This is a genomic window from Edwardsiella hoshinae NBRC 105699 = ATCC 33379 (assembly GCF_000474215.1).
GTDB classification, from domain to species: domain Bacteria; phylum Pseudomonadota; class Gammaproteobacteria; order Enterobacterales; family Enterobacteriaceae; genus Edwardsiella; species Edwardsiella hoshinae.
In genome coordinates, this window is sequence record NZ_BAUC01000035.1 from 32,933 (window position 1) to 51,304 (window position 18,372).

At 56.5% G+C, this 18,372-nt stretch carries 24 protein-coding genes; 13 read left to right on the forward strand and 11 right to left on the reverse strand.

All coding sequences use genetic code 11. The annotated features are described in order from the left end of the window. Positions 1-87: 87 nt before the first annotated feature. A complete protein-coding gene (gene degS / locus EHO01S_RS14125) occupies positions 88-1,149 on the forward strand; it encodes an outer membrane-stress sensor serine endopeptidase DegS (RefSeq protein WP_024524568.1) in 1,062 nt (353 codons plus the stop codon). A gap of 96 nt (positions 1,150-1,245) precedes the next feature. Here degS and murA read toward each other — a convergent pair whose 3' ends face one another. From murA to mlaF, 7 genes are all read right to left on the reverse strand, one after another. Then, positions 1,246-2,502, reverse strand: coding sequence for a UDP-N-acetylglucosamine 1-carboxyvinyltransferase (murA, locus tag EHO01S_RS14130; protein ID WP_024524569.1), 1,257 nt, complete (start codon positions 2,500-2,502; stop codon positions 1,246-1,248). Positions 2,503-2,565: 63 nt separating this feature from the next. Then, a complete protein-coding gene (gene ibaG, locus EHO01S_RS14135; protein WP_024524570.1) occupies positions 2,566-2,820 on the reverse strand; it encodes a BolA family iron metabolism protein IbaG in 255 nt (84 codons plus the stop codon). A 151-nt stretch (positions 2,821-2,971) separates the two neighbouring features. Then, positions 2,972-3,274, reverse strand: coding sequence for a lipid asymmetry maintenance protein MlaB (gene mlaB / locus EHO01S_RS14140; RefSeq protein ID WP_024524571.1), 303 nt, complete (start codon positions 3,272-3,274; stop codon positions 2,972-2,974). Next, positions 3,274-3,924 carry a phospholipid-binding protein MlaC gene (mlaC, locus tag EHO01S_RS14145; RefSeq protein WP_024524572.1) on the reverse strand — a complete coding sequence of 217 codons (651 nt, stop codon included), beginning with the start codon at positions 3,922-3,924 and terminating at the stop codon, positions 3,274-3,276. Before mlaC ends, mlaB begins: the two co-directional genes overlap by 1 nt. 20 nt (positions 3,925-3,944) lie before the next feature. After that, positions 3,945-4,481 carry an outer membrane lipid asymmetry maintenance protein MlaD gene (gene mlaD / locus EHO01S_RS14150; protein ID WP_024524573.1) on the reverse strand — a complete coding sequence of 179 codons (537 nt, stop codon included), beginning with the start codon at positions 4,479-4,481 and terminating at the stop codon, positions 3,945-3,947. 4 nt (positions 4,482-4,485) lie between these two features. Beyond that, positions 4,486-5,268, reverse strand: coding sequence for a lipid asymmetry maintenance ABC transporter permease subunit MlaE (gene mlaE, locus EHO01S_RS14155; protein ID WP_024524574.1), 783 nt, complete (start codon positions 5,266-5,268; stop codon positions 4,486-4,488). Next, positions 5,258-6,088 carry a phospholipid ABC transporter ATP-binding protein MlaF gene (mlaF, locus tag EHO01S_RS14160; protein WP_024524575.1) on the reverse strand — a complete coding sequence of 277 codons (831 nt, stop codon included), beginning with the start codon at positions 6,086-6,088 and terminating at the stop codon, positions 5,258-5,260. The genes mlaE and mlaF overlap by 11 nt, the downstream gene beginning before the upstream one ends. A gap of 271 nt (positions 6,089-6,359) precedes the next feature. On the opposite strand from mlaF, the gene EHO01S_RS14165 reads away from it, so the two are divergent. The 12 genes from EHO01S_RS14165 (at position 6,360) to rnk (ending at position 15,119) form a co-directional block, all read left to right on the forward strand. After that, positions 6,360-7,349, forward strand: a complete 990-nt coding sequence (locus tag EHO01S_RS14165; protein WP_024524576.1) for a calcium/sodium antiporter — start codon at positions 6,360-6,362, stop codon at positions 7,347-7,349. Positions 7,350-7,403: 54 nt separating this feature from the next. After that, positions 7,404-8,390, forward strand: a complete 987-nt coding sequence (gene kdsD / locus EHO01S_RS14170) for an arabinose-5-phosphate isomerase KdsD (RefSeq protein WP_024524577.1) — start codon at positions 7,404-7,406, stop codon at positions 8,388-8,390. 15 nt (positions 8,391-8,405) lie between these two features. Beyond that, positions 8,406-8,972 carry a 3-deoxy-manno-octulosonate-8-phosphatase KdsC gene (gene kdsC, locus EHO01S_RS14175; RefSeq protein ID WP_024524578.1) on the forward strand — a complete coding sequence of 189 codons (567 nt, stop codon included), beginning with the start codon at positions 8,406-8,408 and terminating at the stop codon, positions 8,970-8,972. Beyond that, positions 8,969-9,541 carry an LPS export ABC transporter periplasmic protein LptC gene (gene lptC / locus EHO01S_RS14180; RefSeq protein ID WP_024524579.1) on the forward strand — a complete coding sequence of 191 codons (573 nt, stop codon included), beginning with the start codon at positions 8,969-8,971 and terminating at the stop codon, positions 9,539-9,541. Before kdsC ends, lptC begins: the two co-directional genes overlap by 4 nt. Further along, the gene (gene lptA / locus EHO01S_RS14185) at positions 9,516-10,073 is read left to right on the forward strand and encodes a lipopolysaccharide ABC transporter substrate-binding protein LptA (RefSeq protein ID WP_024524580.1); all 558 of its coding nucleotides are present in this window, start codon (positions 9,516-9,518) and stop codon (positions 10,071-10,073) included. Before lptC ends, lptA begins: the two co-directional genes overlap by 26 nt. Before the next feature lie 6 nt (positions 10,074-10,079). Next, entirely contained in the window at positions 10,080-10,805 is a 726-nt protein-coding gene (gene lptB / locus EHO01S_RS14190; protein ID WP_024524581.1) for an LPS export ABC transporter ATP-binding protein, read from the forward strand. 125 nt (positions 10,806-10,930) lie between these two features. Further along, positions 10,931-12,400: an RNA polymerase factor sigma-54 gene (rpoN, locus tag EHO01S_RS14195; RefSeq protein ID WP_024524582.1), complete on the forward strand. Its 1,470-nt coding sequence runs from the start codon at positions 10,931-10,933 to the stop codon at positions 12,398-12,400. Positions 12,401-12,421: 21 nt separating this feature from the next. Beyond that, positions 12,422-12,709 carry a ribosome hibernation promoting factor gene (gene hpf, locus EHO01S_RS14200; RefSeq protein WP_024524583.1) on the forward strand — a complete coding sequence of 96 codons (288 nt, stop codon included), beginning with the start codon at positions 12,422-12,424 and terminating at the stop codon, positions 12,707-12,709. 119 nt (positions 12,710-12,828) lie between these two features. Then, positions 12,829-13,293, forward strand: coding sequence for a PTS IIA-like nitrogen regulatory protein PtsN (gene ptsN, locus EHO01S_RS14205; protein ID WP_005281697.1), 465 nt, complete (start codon positions 12,829-12,831; stop codon positions 13,291-13,293). A gap of 107 nt (positions 13,294-13,400) precedes the next feature. Then, positions 13,401-14,252, forward strand: a complete 852-nt coding sequence (gene rapZ, locus EHO01S_RS14210) for an RNase adapter RapZ (RefSeq protein WP_005281696.1) — start codon at positions 13,401-13,403, stop codon at positions 14,250-14,252. A 7-nt stretch (positions 14,253-14,259) separates the two neighbouring features. Then, positions 14,260-14,532, forward strand: coding sequence for a PTS phosphocarrier protein NPr (gene npr / locus EHO01S_RS14215; RefSeq protein ID WP_024524584.1), 273 nt, complete (start codon positions 14,260-14,262; stop codon positions 14,530-14,532). 176 nt (positions 14,533-14,708) lie between these two features. Further along, positions 14,709-15,119, forward strand: coding sequence for a nucleoside diphosphate kinase regulator (gene rnk / locus EHO01S_RS14220; protein ID WP_024524585.1), 411 nt, complete (start codon positions 14,709-14,711; stop codon positions 15,117-15,119). A 45-nt stretch (positions 15,120-15,164) separates the two neighbouring features. On the opposite strand, the gene EHO01S_RS14225 is transcribed toward rnk, so the two are convergent. The 4 genes from EHO01S_RS14225 to deoB all read right to left on the reverse strand — a co-directional run bounded on the left by EHO01S_RS14225 (position 15,165) and on the right by deoB (position 18,301). Continuing rightward, positions 15,165-15,677 carry a cytochrome b/b6 domain-containing protein gene (locus EHO01S_RS14225; protein WP_035370669.1) on the reverse strand — a complete coding sequence of 171 codons (513 nt, stop codon included), beginning with the start codon at positions 15,675-15,677 and terminating at the stop codon, positions 15,165-15,167. A 4-nt stretch (positions 15,678-15,681) separates the two neighbouring features. Beyond that, positions 15,682-16,068, reverse strand: a complete 387-nt coding sequence (cybC, locus tag EHO01S_RS14230) for a cytochrome b562 (protein ID WP_024524587.1) — start codon at positions 16,066-16,068, stop codon at positions 15,682-15,684. Positions 16,069-16,286: 218 nt separating this feature from the next. Further along, a complete protein-coding gene (gene deoD, locus EHO01S_RS14235) occupies positions 16,287-17,012 on the reverse strand; it encodes a purine-nucleoside phosphorylase (RefSeq protein ID WP_024524588.1) in 726 nt (241 codons plus the stop codon). A gap of 65 nt (positions 17,013-17,077) precedes the next feature. Next, entirely contained in the window at positions 17,078-18,301 is a 1,224-nt protein-coding gene (deoB, locus tag EHO01S_RS14240; protein WP_024524589.1) for a phosphopentomutase, read from the reverse strand. Positions 18,302-18,372 lie beyond the last annotated feature (71 nt).

The window sequence follows — 18,372 nt, forward strand, 5'->3', positions numbered from 1 at the left end:
TCTTTGCACAAATTTGGCGGGGGAGCGCTGCCCCGCCCACCTTTCTCTGTTATTCTGACGCCATCCTTTCACGTTACGTCGATAATCATGTTGGTAAAACTGCTACGCTCCACCCTGCTTGGTCTGGCCGTGGCGATCGTGTTAATGATTGCCCTTCCTTCTCTACGCCCGCATGGGCTATTGGCCCTCTTCAGCGAGGCGACATTTGAGGAGCAGCCGATCAGCTACAACGCCGCGGTGAAACGCGCCGCGCCGGCGGTGGTCAATGTGTACAATGGCAGCATGAGCGGCAACAACAGTGGATTAGCGATCAAAACCCTGGGCTCGGGGGTGATCATGGATGCCAAGGGCTACATCCTGACCAATAAGCACGTGGTCAGCGGTGCCGATCAGATCGTGGTTGCTCTGCAAGACGGACGTTGGTTCGAGGCGATGCTGGTCGGCTCCGATACGCTAACAGATCTGGCGGTACTGAAGATCCAGGCCAACAATCTTCCGGTCATCACCATCAACCCGAAACGGGTTCCCCATATCGGCGATGTCGTATTGGCCATCGGCAACCCCTATAACATCGGCCAGACCACCACTCAGGGGATCATCAGCGCTACCGGGCGTGTCGGGCTAAGCACCTACGGCCACCAGAACTTCTTGCAAACGGACGCCTCCATCAACCACGGCAACTCGGGCGGAGCATTGGTCAACTCCCTCGGTGAACTGGTCGGCATCAACACCCTTTCGCTGGATAAAAGTAACGACGGCGAGACACCGGAGGGCATCGGCTTCGCGATTCCCACCGCCTTAGCGACCAAGATCATGAATAAACTGATCCGCGATGGCCGGGTGATCCGCGGATTCATCGGCATCAGCGGGCGAGAGATCGTACCGATACGTAGCCAGCCGGCGAGTTCAGAGCGCATCCAAGGGATCATCGTCAATAACGTAGCCAGTAATGGCCCGGCAGCGCTGGCTGGCATCCGTCCCGGCGACATCGTACTCAACGTCAATGGTAAACCGGCAATCAGCGCCACGGAGACCATGGATCAGGTAGCAGAAATTCGCCCAGGTAGCGTGGTGCCAGTGACCATCATGCGCAACGGCGAACGCCTGACGCTTAACGTCACCATCGCCGAGTTTCCCAGCGTCGACTAAATACACCAGGTTACGGTTTCCTCCTTATGCAACGCCCCCGCCGCCCGACAGGGACGGCGAGGGCGTGAGTAGCCAGGGCGACGCACCGAACGGGCGTTACTCGCCGACACGCTCGATCTGGGCGCCCATGGCGCTCAGCTTTTCTTCGATGCGCTCATAGCCACGATCGATATGGTAGATGCGATCGACCAGGGTGGTACCCTGCGCGATACAGCCCGCGATCACCAGGCTGGCAGAGGCTCGCAGATCCGTCGCCATCACCTGCGCGCCCGAGAGCGTCTCCACGCCGTGACAGATGGCGGTATTGCCTTCGATCTCGGCGTGCGCGCCCATACGGATCAACTCAGGAATATGCATAAAGCGGTTTTCAAAGATCGTCTCGGTGATCACGCCCGTCCCCTCGGCCACCAAGTTCAGCAAGCTGAACTGCGCCTGCATATCGGTCGGGAAACCCGGATGGGGGGCGGTACGGATAGTGACGGCCTTCGGACGTTGACCATGCATATCCAGCGAGATCCAATCATCGCCGACCTCAATATCGGCGCCAGCCTCACGCAGCTTCGCTAACACCGCGTCCAGGGTATCGGGACGAGTATGACGGCACACCACACGCCCACGAGAAACGGCGGCGGCTACCAGGAACGTACCAGTTTCGATACGATCCGGCAGGACACGATAGACTCCACCACCGAGACGCGCGACCCCTTCAATCGTAATACGATCAGTCCCGGCACCGCTGATCTTAGCGCCCAAGGTATTCAGGAAACAGGCCGTGTCGACGATCTCCGGCTCACGCGCGGCATTCTCGATCACCGTGGTTCCTTCGGCCAAGGTGGCTGCACTCATAATGGTCACGGTAGCACCGACGCTCACCTTATCCATCACGATATGGGCTCCACGTAGACGCCCTTGAACCGAGGCCTTCACATAGCCCTCTTCCAGGCGGATCTCCGCCCCTAACTGCTCCAATCCAGAGATATGCAGATCGACCGGACGAGCTCCGATGGCGCAGCCGCCCGGTAGGGAGACCTGTCCATAGCCGAAACGCGCCACCAGCGGCCCCAGCGCCCAGATAGAGGCACGCATGGTCTTCACCAATTCATAGGGGGCACACAACTCGTTGACGTTGCTGGCGTCGACATGTACCGAACCATTGCGCGCCACCTTCGCTCCCAGTTGACTGAGCAGCTTCATGGTGGTGTCGATATCACGCAGCTTCGGCACGTTCTGGATCTCAACCGGCTCCTCGGCCAGCAGAGCGGCAAACAGGATAGGTAGCGCGGCGTTCTTCGCACCGGAAATCGTCACCTCGCCGTCCAGACGGGTCGGCCCCTGCAAACGAAATTTATCCATTTAATCGCGTTCTCGCTTAATCAGTTATCGCTCGCCGCCCGCCCTTTAGCCGACGGCGCAAAATCATAGACCGCTCAATTTACGGTCGCGCTGCCACTGTTCCGGGGTATAGGCCTTGATGGTCAGCGCATGGATGCGGTTATCCGCGATGTACTCCATCAGCGGGGCATAGACCGCCTGTTGCTGCTTGACCCGGCTCATGCCGGCAAACAGTTCACCCACAACGATAACCTGAAAATGGCTACCGTCTCCAGTGACATGGGCTTCCTGCAAGGCCAATGCCTTCATCAGCACGTCTTTGATTTGATCATTGTCCATGGCGTTCGACTCTTTTCCGGTTATCCAGCCTATCGATAGGCAACATTAGGGGGTACATATTAGAGGAAACTCGGGCCGGCTGAAACAGTGAAAAGCCCCCATTCACGCCGGTGTCGGGGGCTTCATCACTATTGTCTGCGATTACCGAGAGTTAGCTGACATCGCGCTCACACAGCACGATCTCTCGCAGGTTGTACAAGGCGATCAGCGTATGCAGGCGCTCGCTCACGCCGCGCAAGGGGATCGGCGTCCCTGGGTAGAGATTCTGCGCGTGCAACAACAGCGCCAGCCCGGCCGAATCCACCCGTGTCACACCGCTGATGTCCAGGCAATCAACCCCCTGTAACAGCGTCTGGCGCTGGCGCCAAAACTCGCCTAATGCATCGCACACTAGCGCACCTTGCAAACGAAGGTGAGCGCCGTCACGCTGCCAACGCAGCTCCTCTTGCTGTATCACTGCTTATTGTCCAGGGTGATGGGTTGCTTGGCGGAGACGATCAGTTGCTGCGTCAGCCCTTCCACACCTTTTTCGCGCAGCAGCGCCGCCCACTCGTTCTGTTTGGTGGTAATCATGCTCACACCTTCCGCAATCATATCGAATGCCTGCCAATGGCCGGTCTGACTGTTCTTACGCCATTGGAAATCAAGACGCACCGGCGGACGCCCTTGGTTGTCTAGGATGGTCACACGGATGGTGACGATGGTAGCGTCCCCCAACGGACGCTCCGCGGCCACCTCATAATGTTGGCCATGATATAGCGCTAGAGCCTGACCATACACCTGCTCTAGGTAGCTCTGAAACGCCTTAAAATAGGCATCGCGCTGCGCCGGCGTGGCGCTACGATAATACGGCCCCAACACCAAGGCTCCGGCATATTTCACTTGGACATAGGGCATCAACTCTTCGCGTACGATAGTACGCAGGTAGTTGGGATCCTGTTGGATGCGCGGTTGCTCGTTCTTCAAACGATTAAAGGTCCGCGCCGCCGCCTGATTCATCAGGGTATAGGGATTACTTTGGTCCAACGTCGGCGTGCTCGCGGCCTGCACGGCGAACCAAGGCGACACGCACAACAACGCGGCCATCACAATACGTTTTAACATAATAGACTTCCTCGTCGTGATTAATGGGCGACAGCCGCCGGCGCGCTCGCCACAGGCTGTGAATGGTCGGCAGCATTCTTAGTCTCATCGCCAGCACTCTTATACAAGAACTGACCGATCAGATCTTCTAACACCATCGCTGATTTGGTGTCTTGGATGGTACCGCCGTCCTTCAGAATGGCTGTACCCATCTCCGGGTCCTCGAAGCCGACGTTAAGCGCTAAGAATTGCTCTCCCAGCAGCCCCGAAGTCCGGATCGCCAGTGAACTGGTGTCTGGAATATGGTTGTAACGCGTGTCGATATCCATGGCGACCTTGGGTAGATAGGTCTGCGGATCCAGGGTGATATTTGCGACGCGCCCGATCACCACCCCGCCGATCTTCACCGGCGAACGCGCCTTCAGGCCGCCGACATTATCGAAGGTCGCATACAGGCGATAGGTCGGCTCGCTGCCCAGCGACTTGACGTTGGCCACCTGTAGACAGAGAAATACGGCGGCACATAGGGCGATCAATATAAATAGGCCGACCCAGATTTCAGTTTTTTTCGTTTGCATCGTCTCAATTCCCAAACATCAGTGCCGTCAGCACAAAATCTAACCCCAGAACCGCCAGCGAAGCATGTACAACGGTGCGCGTGGTCGCGCGGCTAATCCCTGCGGAGGTGGGGATGGCATCATAGCCGTTAAACAAGGCGATCCACATCACCGTGATGGCGAATACCAGACTCTTGATCAGGCAGTTCAACAGGTCTGTACGGTAATCTACCGCGCCCTGCATCGCCGACCAGAAAAAGCCAGCATCGATGCCTTTCCAATCGACACCGACCACCGCACCTCCCCAGATGCCGACGGCGACGAAGATCACCGTCAGCAGGGGCATACTGATCACCCCAGCCCAAAAACGCGGCGCGACAACACGCCGCAGGGGATCAACGGCCATCATTTCTAAGCTGGAAAGCTGCTCCGTCGCCTTCATCAGACCAATCTCAGCGGTCAACGCCGAGCCGGCGCGCCCGGCGAATAACAGGGCGGTAACCACTGGCCCCAACTCGCGCAGTAATGACAGTGCGACCATCATTCCGAGACTGGCCTCGGCACTGTAAGTCGTCAGCACCAGGTAGCCCTGTAGCCCCAACACCATGCCGATAAACAACCCGGAAACCATGATGATCAGCAATGACTGTACCCCGACGCTATATAGCTGACGGCGTAGCAACGGCCACTGTTTACTCGGTTCAGGACGCCCGATCAACGCGCTGAAAAGCATCAGACCAGCACGGCCAAAGGCCGCACAGACATTGATTCCGCGACGTCCTAACGACGCCAACCCATTAAGCAACATGTGATGCGGCCTCTTCTGAAGACAACAAGGCCCGACGATAGTCGCCAGCCGGATAACGGAAAGGCACGGGCCCATCGGCGATACCGTCGAGGAATTGACGCACTCGCGGATCCCGATTATCACGCAACGCCTGGCGATCGCCATGAGCGATCACCCGTTGATCGGCCACGATATAGGCCTGATCCGCGATGCTCAACACCTCTGGCACATCGTGCGATACCACCACGCAGGTGATCCCCAGGGCATGGTTCAGTTCGTCGATCAGCTTGACCAACACCCCCATGGTGATCGGATCCTGGCCGACGAACGGTTCGTCGAACAGGATCATCTGCGGATCGAGTGCAATGGCCCGCGCCAAGGCGGCACGGCGCGCCATCCCGCCGGAGAGTTCAGATGGCATCAGCTCAGCGGCACCGCGCAACCCGACAGCCTCCAGCTTCATCAGCACGATGGTGCGTAACAGCGTCTCTGGCAGGCGTGTATGCTCCCGCAAGGGAAAGGCCACATTGTCGAAGACACTGAGATCGGTAAATAACGCGCCAGATTGGAACAACATGCTCATTTTCTTACGCGCTGCGAACAGTTGGCGACGGGATAGCGCCGGAATATTCTCCCCATCGAACCAGATCTCCCCACTGTCTGGGCGCAACTGGCCACCGATCAGGCGCAACAAGGTGGTCTTACCGATACCCGACGGCCCCATGATGGCCGTCACCTTGCCTCGCGGAACGGTGAGATTAATGTCGGTAAAAATCGGGCGATTTCCGCGGCTAAAACTCATACCGCGGATATCCACCAGATTATTTTCCTGATGATTCATCCACAATGATTCCTGGTTATAGGTTAGCTAACCCAAGCAAAACACAATCCAACGCTTTTTCTCGGCGATTAGTGCTATTTTTTCGTCACTTTGGCACGCATCGGGCCAAATTCCGGCCATAGGGCAGCATAAGTTTTACTTTTATCCCGCCTACCGTCAAAATTAAGCGTATAGCTTACTGTTAGCGGCATCGGCGGACTGCTAACAGCCTTTCGTCCGTTTCGTTTAGCCGGATACCGACATCCGGACTTACTCTACTCAAGGATTCAGCATGCTGCTCGCCACCCTGCTACTGCTCATCGGCTTACTACTCGTAGTGTATGGCGCAGACCGTGTGGTATACGGCGCGGCAGCCGTCGCGCATGCGTTAGGTGTAGCGCCGCTGGTCATCGGCATGACCATCGTCAGCATAGGAACATCCCTGCCCGAGTTGACCGTCTCGCTGAGTGCCGTGATACATAACCAGATCGATACGGCCGTCGGCAACGTTCTGGGGTCGAACATCGCTAATATCTTACTCATTCTTGGCTGTGCGGCACTCATCCGCCCGCTCTCCGTGCGCTCTACGCTCGTACGCCGTGAACTGCCCCTAACTCTGGGGGCCACTATATTGTGCGGTTTTTTGCTGCATGACAATCAGCTTAATCGCATTGATGGTGTTATTTTAGTGACCTTTTTCGCCGCATTCTTATGGATGATGCTTAAAATAGCCCATCAGACACAACCCGAGGGACTGGATAGCTACGCCCGTGAACAGATCGCCGAGTTGCCACGCGGTACTGGCTTACCGGTCGCCCTATTATGGATGGCGCTCGGGCTGATCATCCTACCGCTCGCCTCACGCATGGTTATCGATAACGCCACCGTACTGGCGCGCTATCTCGGCGTCAATGAGCTAACCATCGGCCTGACGGTGATTGCCATCGGTACCAGCCTGCCAGAACTGGCGACAGCCATAGCCGGTGCAATAAAAGGAGAGCATGACATTGTTTTGGGTAATATCATCGGTTCCAATACCTGTAATATTCTGATGGTATTAGGGGTGCCGGCGCTGATCGGGCCACGCGACACGCTGATCGACGCCGCTGCCTTCGGGCGCGATTACTGGGCCCTGTTAGCGGTCACCCTAGTGCTGACCCTACTGTGTCTACGTCGTCAGCAACGCATCGGTCGCCCGGCCGGCGCGCTGTTGCTGTGCGGCTTCGCCGCCTACATCGTGCTGCTATATACGCAGCCTGCATTGCTATTTTATTGGGATTGACTCCCCGGGCTGGGTCCGCCGAGTCAGTGGTTTTGCGAGACGTGAGAAAACAAAATGTCACATACGGAGTTTCAGCCGGGTTTTGATTTCCAGCAGGCGGGTAAAGAAGTCCTGCGTATCGAGCGTGAAGGATTAGCGCAACTGGATCACTTTATTAACCAAGACTTCGCCCGTGCCTGCGAAGCCATGCTCCATTGTCACGGCAAGGTGGTGGTAATGGGGATGGGTAAATCCGGCCATATTGGCCGCAAGATAGCGGCCACGCTGGCCAGTACCGGCACTTCGGCCTTTTTCGTTCACCCCGGTGAGGCTAGCCATGGCGATCTGGGCATGGTGGAGGCGCGTGATGTGGTGTTGGCCATCTCCAACTCGGGCGAGTCGCAGGAGATCCAAGCCCTAATCCCCGTGCTGAAACGACAGAATGTCACCCTGATCTGCATGACCAACAACCCCGAGAGTGCCATGGGGCGTGCGTCCGACATCCATCTATGCATCCGAGTCCCCCAAGAGGCCTGCCCGTTGGGGCTAGCGCCGACCACCAGCACCACCGCGACCCTGGTGATGGGGGATGCCTTAGCCGTCGCCTTGTTACAAGCGCGCGGCTTCACCGCGGAAGACTTTGCTATGTCGCATCCCGGCGGCGCACTGGGGCGCAAATTGCTGCTACGGGTCAGCGACATCATGCACAGCGGCGATGAAGTACCGACTGTTAATCCGGCGGCCTCCCTGCGCGATGCGCTGCTGGAAATTACCCGCAAGAATCTTGGTTTGACGGTTATCTGCGGCCCCGATGCCCATATCGAGGGGATCTTTACCGATGGTGACCTGCGCCGTATATTCGATATGGGAATCAATCTAAATGACGCCAAGATTGCCGATGTAATGACCCGCGGCGGGATCCGAATCCGGCCGACGGCGCTGGCGGTCGAAGCGCTCAATCTGATGCAGGATCGCCATATCACCTCGTTGCTGGTCGCGGAAAACGATCAACTGCTTGGCGTGGTGCATATGCATGATATGCTGCGCGCCGGCGTAGTCTGAACAAACGGAGCTTTCATGCCACACACTACCTCCCCGATCGCCACCTGCTATGGGCCAGTTTCCGCCGATGTCATGGCGCGCGCCGCGCAGGTCCGTCTACTGATCTGCGATGTGGACGGTGTCTTGTCCGACGGGCTGATCTATATGGGCAACCAGGGCGAAGAGCTTAAGGCGTTCAACGTGCGCGATGGTTATGGCATCCGCTGTCTGGTCACCCAGGGGATCGAGGTGGCCATCATCACCGGTCGCCGCTCCCAACTGGTCGCTGACCGTGCCGCGACGCTGGGTATTAACCACCTATATCAGGGGCAATCGAACAAGCTGATCGCCTTTGAGCGTATCCTCGCCGATCTCAAGCTCACCCCGGATCAGGCCGCCTATATTGGTGACGATCTGATCGATTGGCCGGTCATGGCGCGCGTCGGTCTCGCCGTTGCTGTCGCTGATGCGCATCCACTTCTGCCGCCGCGCGCGCACTATACGACCCGTATCGCCGGTGGACGCGGTGCTGTGCGCGAGCTGTGCGATCTGATCCTGCAAGCTCAGGGGATGCTGGGGCAGGCCCAGGGGCTGTCGATATGAGTATGCGTAAACGCTGGCTCATCGCCTTGTTGACCCTCATCGCGCTGGCGCTGATCGGCTGGAATCTGGCCGATAACTCGCCCAACAATGCACCCACGGTCAATGATCCCTCGCTACCGACCTACCAAAGCCAGCATACGCTGACGGTAGTCTATGACCCCAGTGGTAAGCTGAGCTATAAATTGGTTGCCCAGGACGTACAGCATTACAACGAGCAGGGGGTGACTTGGTTCACCCGGCCGGTATTGACGACCTTCGATCCGCAAGCGGCGGCCACCTGGTCGGTGCGCGCCGACCGGGCGAAACTGACTAAAGCGAATATGCTGTATCTCTACGGTAATGTAGAGGTCAATAGTTTGACCCCGACCTCGCAACTGGAGCGGATCACCACCGATAATGCGCAGGTTAACCTGGTAACTCAGGATATTAGTTCGGATGATGAGGTCACGCTGTTCGGCAGTAATTTCACCTCTCACGGGCTGAAGATGCGCGGCAACATGCGGGATAAAACGGCACGGTTGATTGACAAGGTAAACACCTATTATGAAATTCAAAGCAAACACCCTTAAACTGCGTGATCTGATCCTTGCCGCCTCACTGTTAACGGCCAGCGCTTCGGCATTGGCCGTCACCGGCGATACCGATCAGCCGATCCATATCAATTCCATGCAACAAGCATTAGATATGCAGGGGAATGTCGCCACCTTTACCGGCGATGTTATCGTCACTCAAGGCACCATCAAAATCACCGCGGACAAAGTAGTCGTCACCCGTCCTAACGGCGAGCAAGGTAAAGAGGTGGTCGAAGCTTATGGTAATCCGGTAACGTTCTACCAAATGCAGGATAACGGCAAGCCGGTCAAAGGCCACAGCCAGAAGCTGCGCTATGAACTGGCCAAAGACTATGTCATCCTGACTGGGAATGCCGTGCTGACACAGCTCGACAGTAATATCGAGGGTGATCGCATTACCTATCTGGTGAAACAGCAACAGATGGAAGCCTTCAGCGGCAAGGGCAAGCGTGTGACTACCGTCCTGTTGCCGTCGCAATTGCAGGATAAGGGCAACGCTAAACCGGCCCCTCAGAAAAAGAGTAACTGATTCGTTATGGCACGATTAATTGCGCAAAACCTGGCCAAATCCTATAAAGGGCGTCGGGTGGTAGAAAACGTCAGTCTGACGGTTAACTCCGGCGAGATCGTCGGTCTGCTCGGTCCGAACGGGGCGGGCAAAACCACCACGTTTTATATGGTGGTCGGGATCGTACCGCGCGATGCGGGAAACATCATCATCGACGACGACGATATCAGCCTGTTGCCGCTGCATGCCCGCGCCCGACGCGGCATCGGCTATCTGCCGCAGGAGGCCTCGATTTTTCGTCGCCTCAGCGTCTATGATAATCTGATGGCGGTATTAGAGATCCGCGACGATCTGGATGCCGAACAGCGCGCCGATCGCGCCGATGAGCTGTTGGAGGAGTTCCACATCGCCCATCTGCGTGAGAATCTGGGGCAATCGCTCTCCGGCGGTGAACGTCGTCGTGTGGAAATCGCGCGTGCGCTGGCCGCCAATCCCAAGTTTATCCTGTTGGACGAGCCCTTTGCTGGTGTCGACCCGATCTCTGTCATCGATATCAAGAAGATCATCGAGCACTTGCGCGATCGAGGGTTAGGCGTGCTGATCACTGACCACAACGTGCGCGAAACATTAGACGTATGCGAACGGGCCTATATCGTCAGCCAGGGGAATTTGATTGCCCATGGCTCTCCCAACGAAATTCTGGAGAACGAGCAGGTGAAACGCGTCTATCTGGGTGAAGAGTTCCGTTTGTAACGAACACGGTGCCGCGCGAATACGCGGGTATCGGGTGAGTGCGGCTCTTTACATTCTCGCTGCGGGAGAACCAGCGTCTCCCTGCGGCTATCACTGTCGGTCATCAAGGAACAGAACGCGCGATTATGAAGCAAGGCTTGCAACTCAGACTCAGCCAGCAGCTGGCCATGACGCCGCAACTGCAACAGGCTATTCGCCTGTTGCAGCTCTCAACGCTGGAATTACAGCAAGAGATCCAACAGGCGTTAGAAAGCAATCCGCTGCTGGAGCAACTGGAGCCCAATGAGGAAGCCGGAGACGACGGTGCCGTTCTCGAACAGCCGCAGGAGAGTGCCGTCACGCGCGATGACGCCGATCCACTGGATAGCCGCGAGGCATTGGAGCAACGGGAAATGCCGGACGAACTGCCACTCGATGCCAGCTGGGACGAGATCTATACCGCCGGCACACCCTCAGGTACGGGAACCGATTATCACGATGACGAGTTGCCGGTGTTCCAAGGCGAAACGACGCAAACACTGCAAGACTATCTGATGTGGCAGGTTGAACTGACCCCATTCAGCGATACCGATCGGGCGATCGCCACGGCCATCGTCGACGCGGTAGACGATACCGGCTATCTCACCGCCTCACTGGCAGAGATCTTGGAGAGTCTCGGAGACGAGCATCTCTTGCCGGAGGAAATCGAAGCCGTTCTCAAGCGGATTCAACGCTTCGATCCGGTGGGCGTCGCCGCGCGCGATCTGCGCGATTGCCTGTTGGTGCAGCTCTCCCAATTTTCCGACGACACGCCCTATCTCAACGAGGCGCGCAGCATCGTCGATCGCCATCTTGAACTCCTGGGAAATCACGATTTCCGAAATCTGATGCGTTCGACTAAGCTAAAAGAAGAAGTGCTCAAGGCGGCAATGCAACTGATTCAGAGCCTCGACCCACGGCCGGGACTCTCCATCAATACCAGCGAGTCTGACTATGTCATCCCCGATGTGTTGGTCCATAAACATCAGCAGCGCTGGGTAGTCGAGCTCAATCAGGATAGCGTACCGCGCCTGCGCATCAATCAGCATTACGCCGCGTTGGGTGCCCAAGCGCGTAACGATAACGACAGCCAGTTCATCCGCAGTAATCTGCAAGAGGCGAAGTGGCTGATCAAGAGTCTGGAGAGCCGTAACGATACCCTGCTGAAGGTATCGCGTTGTATCGTAGAGCAGCAGCAGGCATTTTTCGAACATGGACCGGAGGCGATGAAACCGATGGTGCTGGCCGATATTGCCCAGCAAGTCGAAATGCACGAATCAACGATCTCACGCGTGACCACTCAGAAGTTTCTGCACAGTCCGCGTGGGATCTTTGAACTGAAATATTTCTTCTCCAGCCACGTCAGCACTGATGACGGCGGTGAGGCCTCATCCACAGCGATCCGTGCGCTGGTGAAGAAACTGATCGCGGCGGAAAATCCGGCGAAACCACTGAGTGATAGCAAACTTACCACGCTATTAGCTGATCAGGGTATTATGGTCGCCCGGCGTACCGTCGCTAAATATCGAGAGTCTTTGTCCATTCCACCGTCCAATCAGCGCAAACAGCTGGTGTGACTAACCGAGAAGGAAGACATGATGCAGCTCAATATAACTGGACACCATCTTGAAATTACTGACGCCATTCGTCAGTTTGTCAGCGAGAAATTTGCCAAACTTGAGCAGTATTTTGACCGGATAAACCAGGTCAACGTCACCCTCAGTATTGAAAAGGTCGATCACATCGCCGAGGCAACGGTGTTTATCAATGGCGGCGAACTGCACGCCTCAGCCGAGCAGGAAGACATGTATGCCGCCATCGATGTACTGATAGATAAACTGGCGCGCCAGTTGAACAAACATAAAGATAAACTGAAACAACATTAACACAGCCTTCAGGCTGGTACGCCAGTCTGCCGACCGACGGCCTGCCCCTAAGGGCAGGCCGTTTAAGCCTTTAGCGGCACAGGTCGAAGGCACACAGCAGCTTTTTTTGAAAAAACACCATGAGTAATGACTTAACTATGCCTTTAAGCGTCGTGCTGACCCCAGAATGCACACGCAACGCCGTCCACTGTGCCAGCAAGAAACGCGTGCTGGAGATCATCAGCGAGCTGGCCGCCGCCCAACTCAATCTGCCCACGCAGGTGGTGTTCGACGCCATTTTAACGCGTGAGCGTATGGGGAGTACCGGAATCGGAAATGGAATCGCCATTCCCCATGGCAAGCTCGAGGAGGATACCCTGCGCGCTATCGCCGTCTTCATCCACCTCGATCAACCCATCAACTTTGACGCTATCGACAATCAACCCGTCGATCTCTTGTTTGCCTTATTAGTGCCCGCCGATCAGTGCAAAACGCATCTGCAAACACTGTCTCTGATGGCGCAGAAACTGGCGGATAAGAGCGTGTGTCGCCGTCTACGTGCGGCGCAAAGCGATGACGAGCTATACCAAATCATCACCGAGTGATCCGACCTGGCCGATGCCATACTATCTCTGATCATCTGAGCTTGATAGTATGAGTCACTGGCAGGTCATACCGAGCCACGTCATAACAACAACAGGGGAGTGGTAATATGGTGCTGATGATTGTCAGCGGCCGTTCCGGTTCAGGGAAATCCGTGGCCTTACGCGCTTTGGAAGATATGGGATTCTACTGCGTCGATAACCTCCCGGTCGAGCTACTGCCCGATCTGGCGCGTACGCTGGCCACCCGCGAAACCTCGGCGGCGGTCAGTATCGATGTGCGTAATATGCCTGAGTCACCAGAGGTGCTGGATAAGGCGATGAACAATCTGCCTGAGAGCTTCTCTCCCCAGTTACTGTTCCTCGATGCCGATCGCAATACGCTGATCCGACGCTACAGCGATACTCGGCGTCTGCACCCACTGTCGAGTAAAAACCTGTCTCTGGAGTACGCTATCGATCAGGAGAACGAGCTGTTGGAGCCCTTGCGCTCTCGCGCCGATCTGATCATCGATACCTCAGAAATGTCGGTACATGAGCTGGCGGAGATGCTGCGTGCTCGCCTGCTAGGCAAACGTGAGCGCGAGCTGACCATGGTGTTTGAATCTTTCGGCTTCAAGCATGGTATCCCTATCGATGCCGACTATGTCTTCGACGTGCGCTTTTTGCCGAACCCGCACTGGGATCCGAAGCTGCGTCCGATGACCGGCTTAGATAAGCCGGTGGCGGCCTTCCTCGATCGCCACACCGAAGTACATAACTTCATCTATCAGACCCGTAGCTATCTGGAGCAGTGGCTGCCAGCGCTAGAAAACAACAATCGTAGCTACCTGACCGTCGCCATCGGTTGCACCGGCGGCAAGCACCGCTCGGTCTATGTCGCCGAACAATTGGCTGACTATTTCCGCTCACGCGGCAAGAACGTGCAATCGCGCCATCGTACCCTAGAAAAACGCAAGTAGGCTGGCAATGAGCGTGAAACAAACCGTCGAAATCAAGAACCGTCTGGGGATGCATGCCCGTCCGGCGATGAAACTGTTCGAACTCGTGCAAGAATTCGATGCCACCGTCACTTTACGTAACGAAAACGGGGTCGAGGCGGAGGCTAATAGCGTCATCGCATTGCTGATGTTGGACTCGGCACAAGGCGGACAAATTGAAGTCCAAGCCTCCGGGCCGGATGAGCAACAAGCCCTGGCAGCGGTGGTCTCCCTCTTTAACGCCGGATTCGACGAGGAATAGCCCTCACTCGCCTCGTTGACGAGTGCTGGCCGATTTGTGAGCTTGCTCTCTTTTAAACCCCGTGCGAGCTTACTATGATCATCAGGGTGCGACCCTCACTGCCCATACTGGGATGGTGAGGGTTTTATTTTGTGACGAGACTGGACGCAACGCTGCGTCACATCATGGAGAGAATCATGTCCCGACCTGCGATTATCATTAATGAATTAGACGCGGAACGCCTCGATAGATTGTTAGAACGCCCAGAATTCGCTAACCAAGCCGTCGCCCAGGCATTAAATGAAGAGCTCGATCGCGCGCAACTGCTGACGCCGGAAACCATGCCCGCCGATGTGGTCACCATGAATAGTCGGGTACGCTTCCGCGATTTGACCAATAGCGAAGAGCATGTGCGAACCCTGATCTACCCCCACCTGCCGAACGACGCCGAGGATGGGCTATCGGTGATGGCACCGATCGGTGCTGCACTGCTTGGTCTACGCGTCGGCGATGTGATCCGTTGGGACTTACCCAACGGTGGCCAAACACATATCGAAGTGTTGGCGTTGCTGTACCAACCAGAAGCAGCGGGTAAGCTACGCCAGTAAAAGCGCAGCCAGGCAGCCAGCCGGAAACGGCTGGCTATTTCTTGGCTACTCGCGCTCGCCGCCAGTCCCCGGCAACATAGCATGGATCAAATTACGACGAAGCCAGAGTGACATGGCGATCACCGCCAATACATGCACACAGACCACCAGTGTCAACGCCTCGATCAACCAGAGATGCCAGAGATCCAACGGCCAGCGCAAAGCCAAAGCACTGTCTTGCCCCCAGCCCGTCCAGGCGATCAGCAACAACAGCAACCAGGTCAGCCAGATGCCAATGGCTCCCAATGGATTATGATGCAAAGTCTGCGGCACCGTCCGGCTACGCAACTCATGCAGATGCTGTATCAGGCTGTGCGGCGTCGGGATGAAGGCCGACAGACGTGCGGGGCCGCGTGCGAATGTCCCCCCCCACAACAGGCGCAAGATGACGAGCCCGGCCACCGTCAACCCGACGCTCCGATGCCAAAACCCGCCAGGCAGCGTGAGGTATAGGCGATTGAGCAAGAAGCCCAGCGCCACGCTCCAATGCGTCAGGCGGACGACCGCATCCCAGCGCATCGCGTTAACGATACTTCTTATGGTAGGTATTGCGCGTCTGCAACATCTGCTGCGCCTCGGCCTTAGCGTGATCCAGTTGGCCGGCATCAGCCAACTTCTCAACCTTATCAATCTGGCCGATCAGTATCTCTAGGCCATGACGATAATCTTTCATCTCCGCACTATCGCTCGCCTGCCCTTGCAGTTTACGCGGAGTCTCGGCCTTCGCCGCTTCGGCGGCGCTACGCATCGCCGTCAGCGCCTGTTTAAAATCCTGTACCGTCGTCGCCTGCTGGGCCTGACGGTAATTCTGGTTAATGATGTCCATATCTTCGCCCAAGCTGGCGGCTTGAACCAATGCGCTGCTCGCCATCATCGCCAAGCCCGCCAATGCCAACACTGTCTTTCGCATCTCTATTCCTCTACGTTTTATTAACATTTATCCACGCTATTAAACATAATAAGGATAGGGAAAAGAGGCAAGCACCAACACGAGATAATCTATGTGGTATAACCTATCAGTACGAGAGATATAAAAGAGCGCCTGTTGCGGTAATACTGTGAGATCTACCATAAATAAAAAGGGGACCATTCGGTCCCCTTACGCAGGATTCGCTAGCCGTCAGCGTGTTATGCCTGCTCTTTATCGCCCAACAGGACAGACTCCAACGCGATTTCGATCATGTCGTTGAACGTAGTCTGACGCTCGGCAGAGCTGGTTTGCTCGTGGGTCCGGATATGATCGGATACGGTGCAGATGGTCAACGCCTTGGCGCCAAACTCAGCGGCCACGCCGTAGATCCCGGCGGCCTCCATCTCTACGCCCAGGATGCCGTATTTCTCCATCACGTCAAACATGGTCGGATCCGGGGAGTAAAACAGATCAGCGGAGAACAGATTACCGACGCGTACATCGATGCCTTTCGCCTGGGCGGCATCAACAGCATTACGCACCATGTCGAAGTCGGCGATGGCGGCAAAGTCCTGATCTTTAAAGCGTAGACGGTTCACCTTAGAGTCTGTACAGGCGCCCATGCCGATCACCACGTCGCGCAGCTTAACGTCCATACGGACCGCGCCGCAGGAGCCAACACGGATGATTTTTTTCACCCCAAAATCGGTGATCAGCTCTTTGGCGTAAATGGAGCAGGAGGGGATCCCCATACCGTGCCCCATCACAGAGATCTTGCGGCCCTTATAGGTTCCGGTAAAACCCAGCATACCGCGGACGTTATTTACCTGACGAACATCCTGCAAAAAGGTTTCTGCGATATGTTGCGCCCGCAGCGGATCGCCCGGCATCAAAACGACGTCAGCGAAATCACCCATTTCAGCATTAATGTGCGGCGTAGCCATAAATTTAATCCTTCTCTTTAACGCAATAGACAGGAAACGCCACCCCACAGAGGTGGCGTTGATAATCAGAACATCGGCTTACCGTACGCCATCGGCGACAGCCCGAAATACTGAGCCACGGTCTGACCGATATCGGCGAAAGTATCGCGCTCACCGAGAGAGCCGGGTTTCACCTTCGGACCATAGACCAGTACCGGGATATGCTCACGGGTATGATCGCTGCCCGGCCAGGTCGGATCGCAACCATGATCGGCGGTCAGGATCAGAATGTCATCTGGCTGCACCAGCGCCAACATCTCCGGCAAGCGGCGGTCGAACAACTCCAGCGCCGCGGCATAACCGGCGACATCGCGACGGTGGCCATAGGAAGAGTCAAAGTCGACGAAGTTGGTGAAGACGATGGTATCGTCCCCTGCCTGGCGCATCTCCTGTAATGTGGCGTCAAACAACGCATTAATGCCGGTCGCTTTCACCTTCTTGGTGATACCCACGTTGGCATAGATATCGGCGATCTTACCGATGGAAACCACTTCGCCCTGCTTCTCATCCACCAGCTTCTTCAGCATGGTCGGTGCCGGCGGCTCTACCGCCAAATCGTGACGGTTGCCAGTGCGCTGGAACTGGCCAGGCTTATCACCGACAAATGGCCGGGCGATGACGCGCCCGATGTTATAGCCACCTTTGTTCAGTTCATCGCGCGCAATCTCGCACAGTTCATACAATCTTTCCAGTCCGAAAGTCTCTTCATGACAAGCGATCTGGAATACCGAGTCGGCAGAGGTATAGAAAATTGGCTTGCCGCTGCGCATGTGTTCCTCACCCAACTCATCGAGGATCACCGTGCCGGAGGCATGGCAATTGCCCAGATAGCCTGGCAAGTTAGCGCGCTCGACCAACGTGTCCAGCAGCGCCTGCGGGAAGCTGTTCTGATGCTCGTGGAAGTAACCCCAGTCGAACAACACTGGCACGCCAGCGATTTCCCAGTGACCTGACGGCGTATCTTTACCGGAGGAGAGCTCGTTGGCATAACCATAAGCGCCGATGATCTCGGCGTTAGCGTCCAATCCCTCGGGGAAGCGTCCGGTTGACTCCTGGGCGGCCTTGCCCAGACCCAGACGGCACAGGTTGGGCAGATGCAGCGGCCCTTTACGCCCGATGTCAGCCTCGCCGCGAGCACACGCACGGGCGATGTGTCCCAAGGTGTCAGCCCCTTCGTCGCCAAAGCGTTGCGCATCCTTGGCCGCACCGATGCCAAAGGAATCCAGAACCATGATAAATGCACGTTTCATCTTACTCTCCCGCGCTTACGCGCCAAGCGCCCGCCCGACGTCCCTGAGACATGCGAACGGGCCAAAATCAT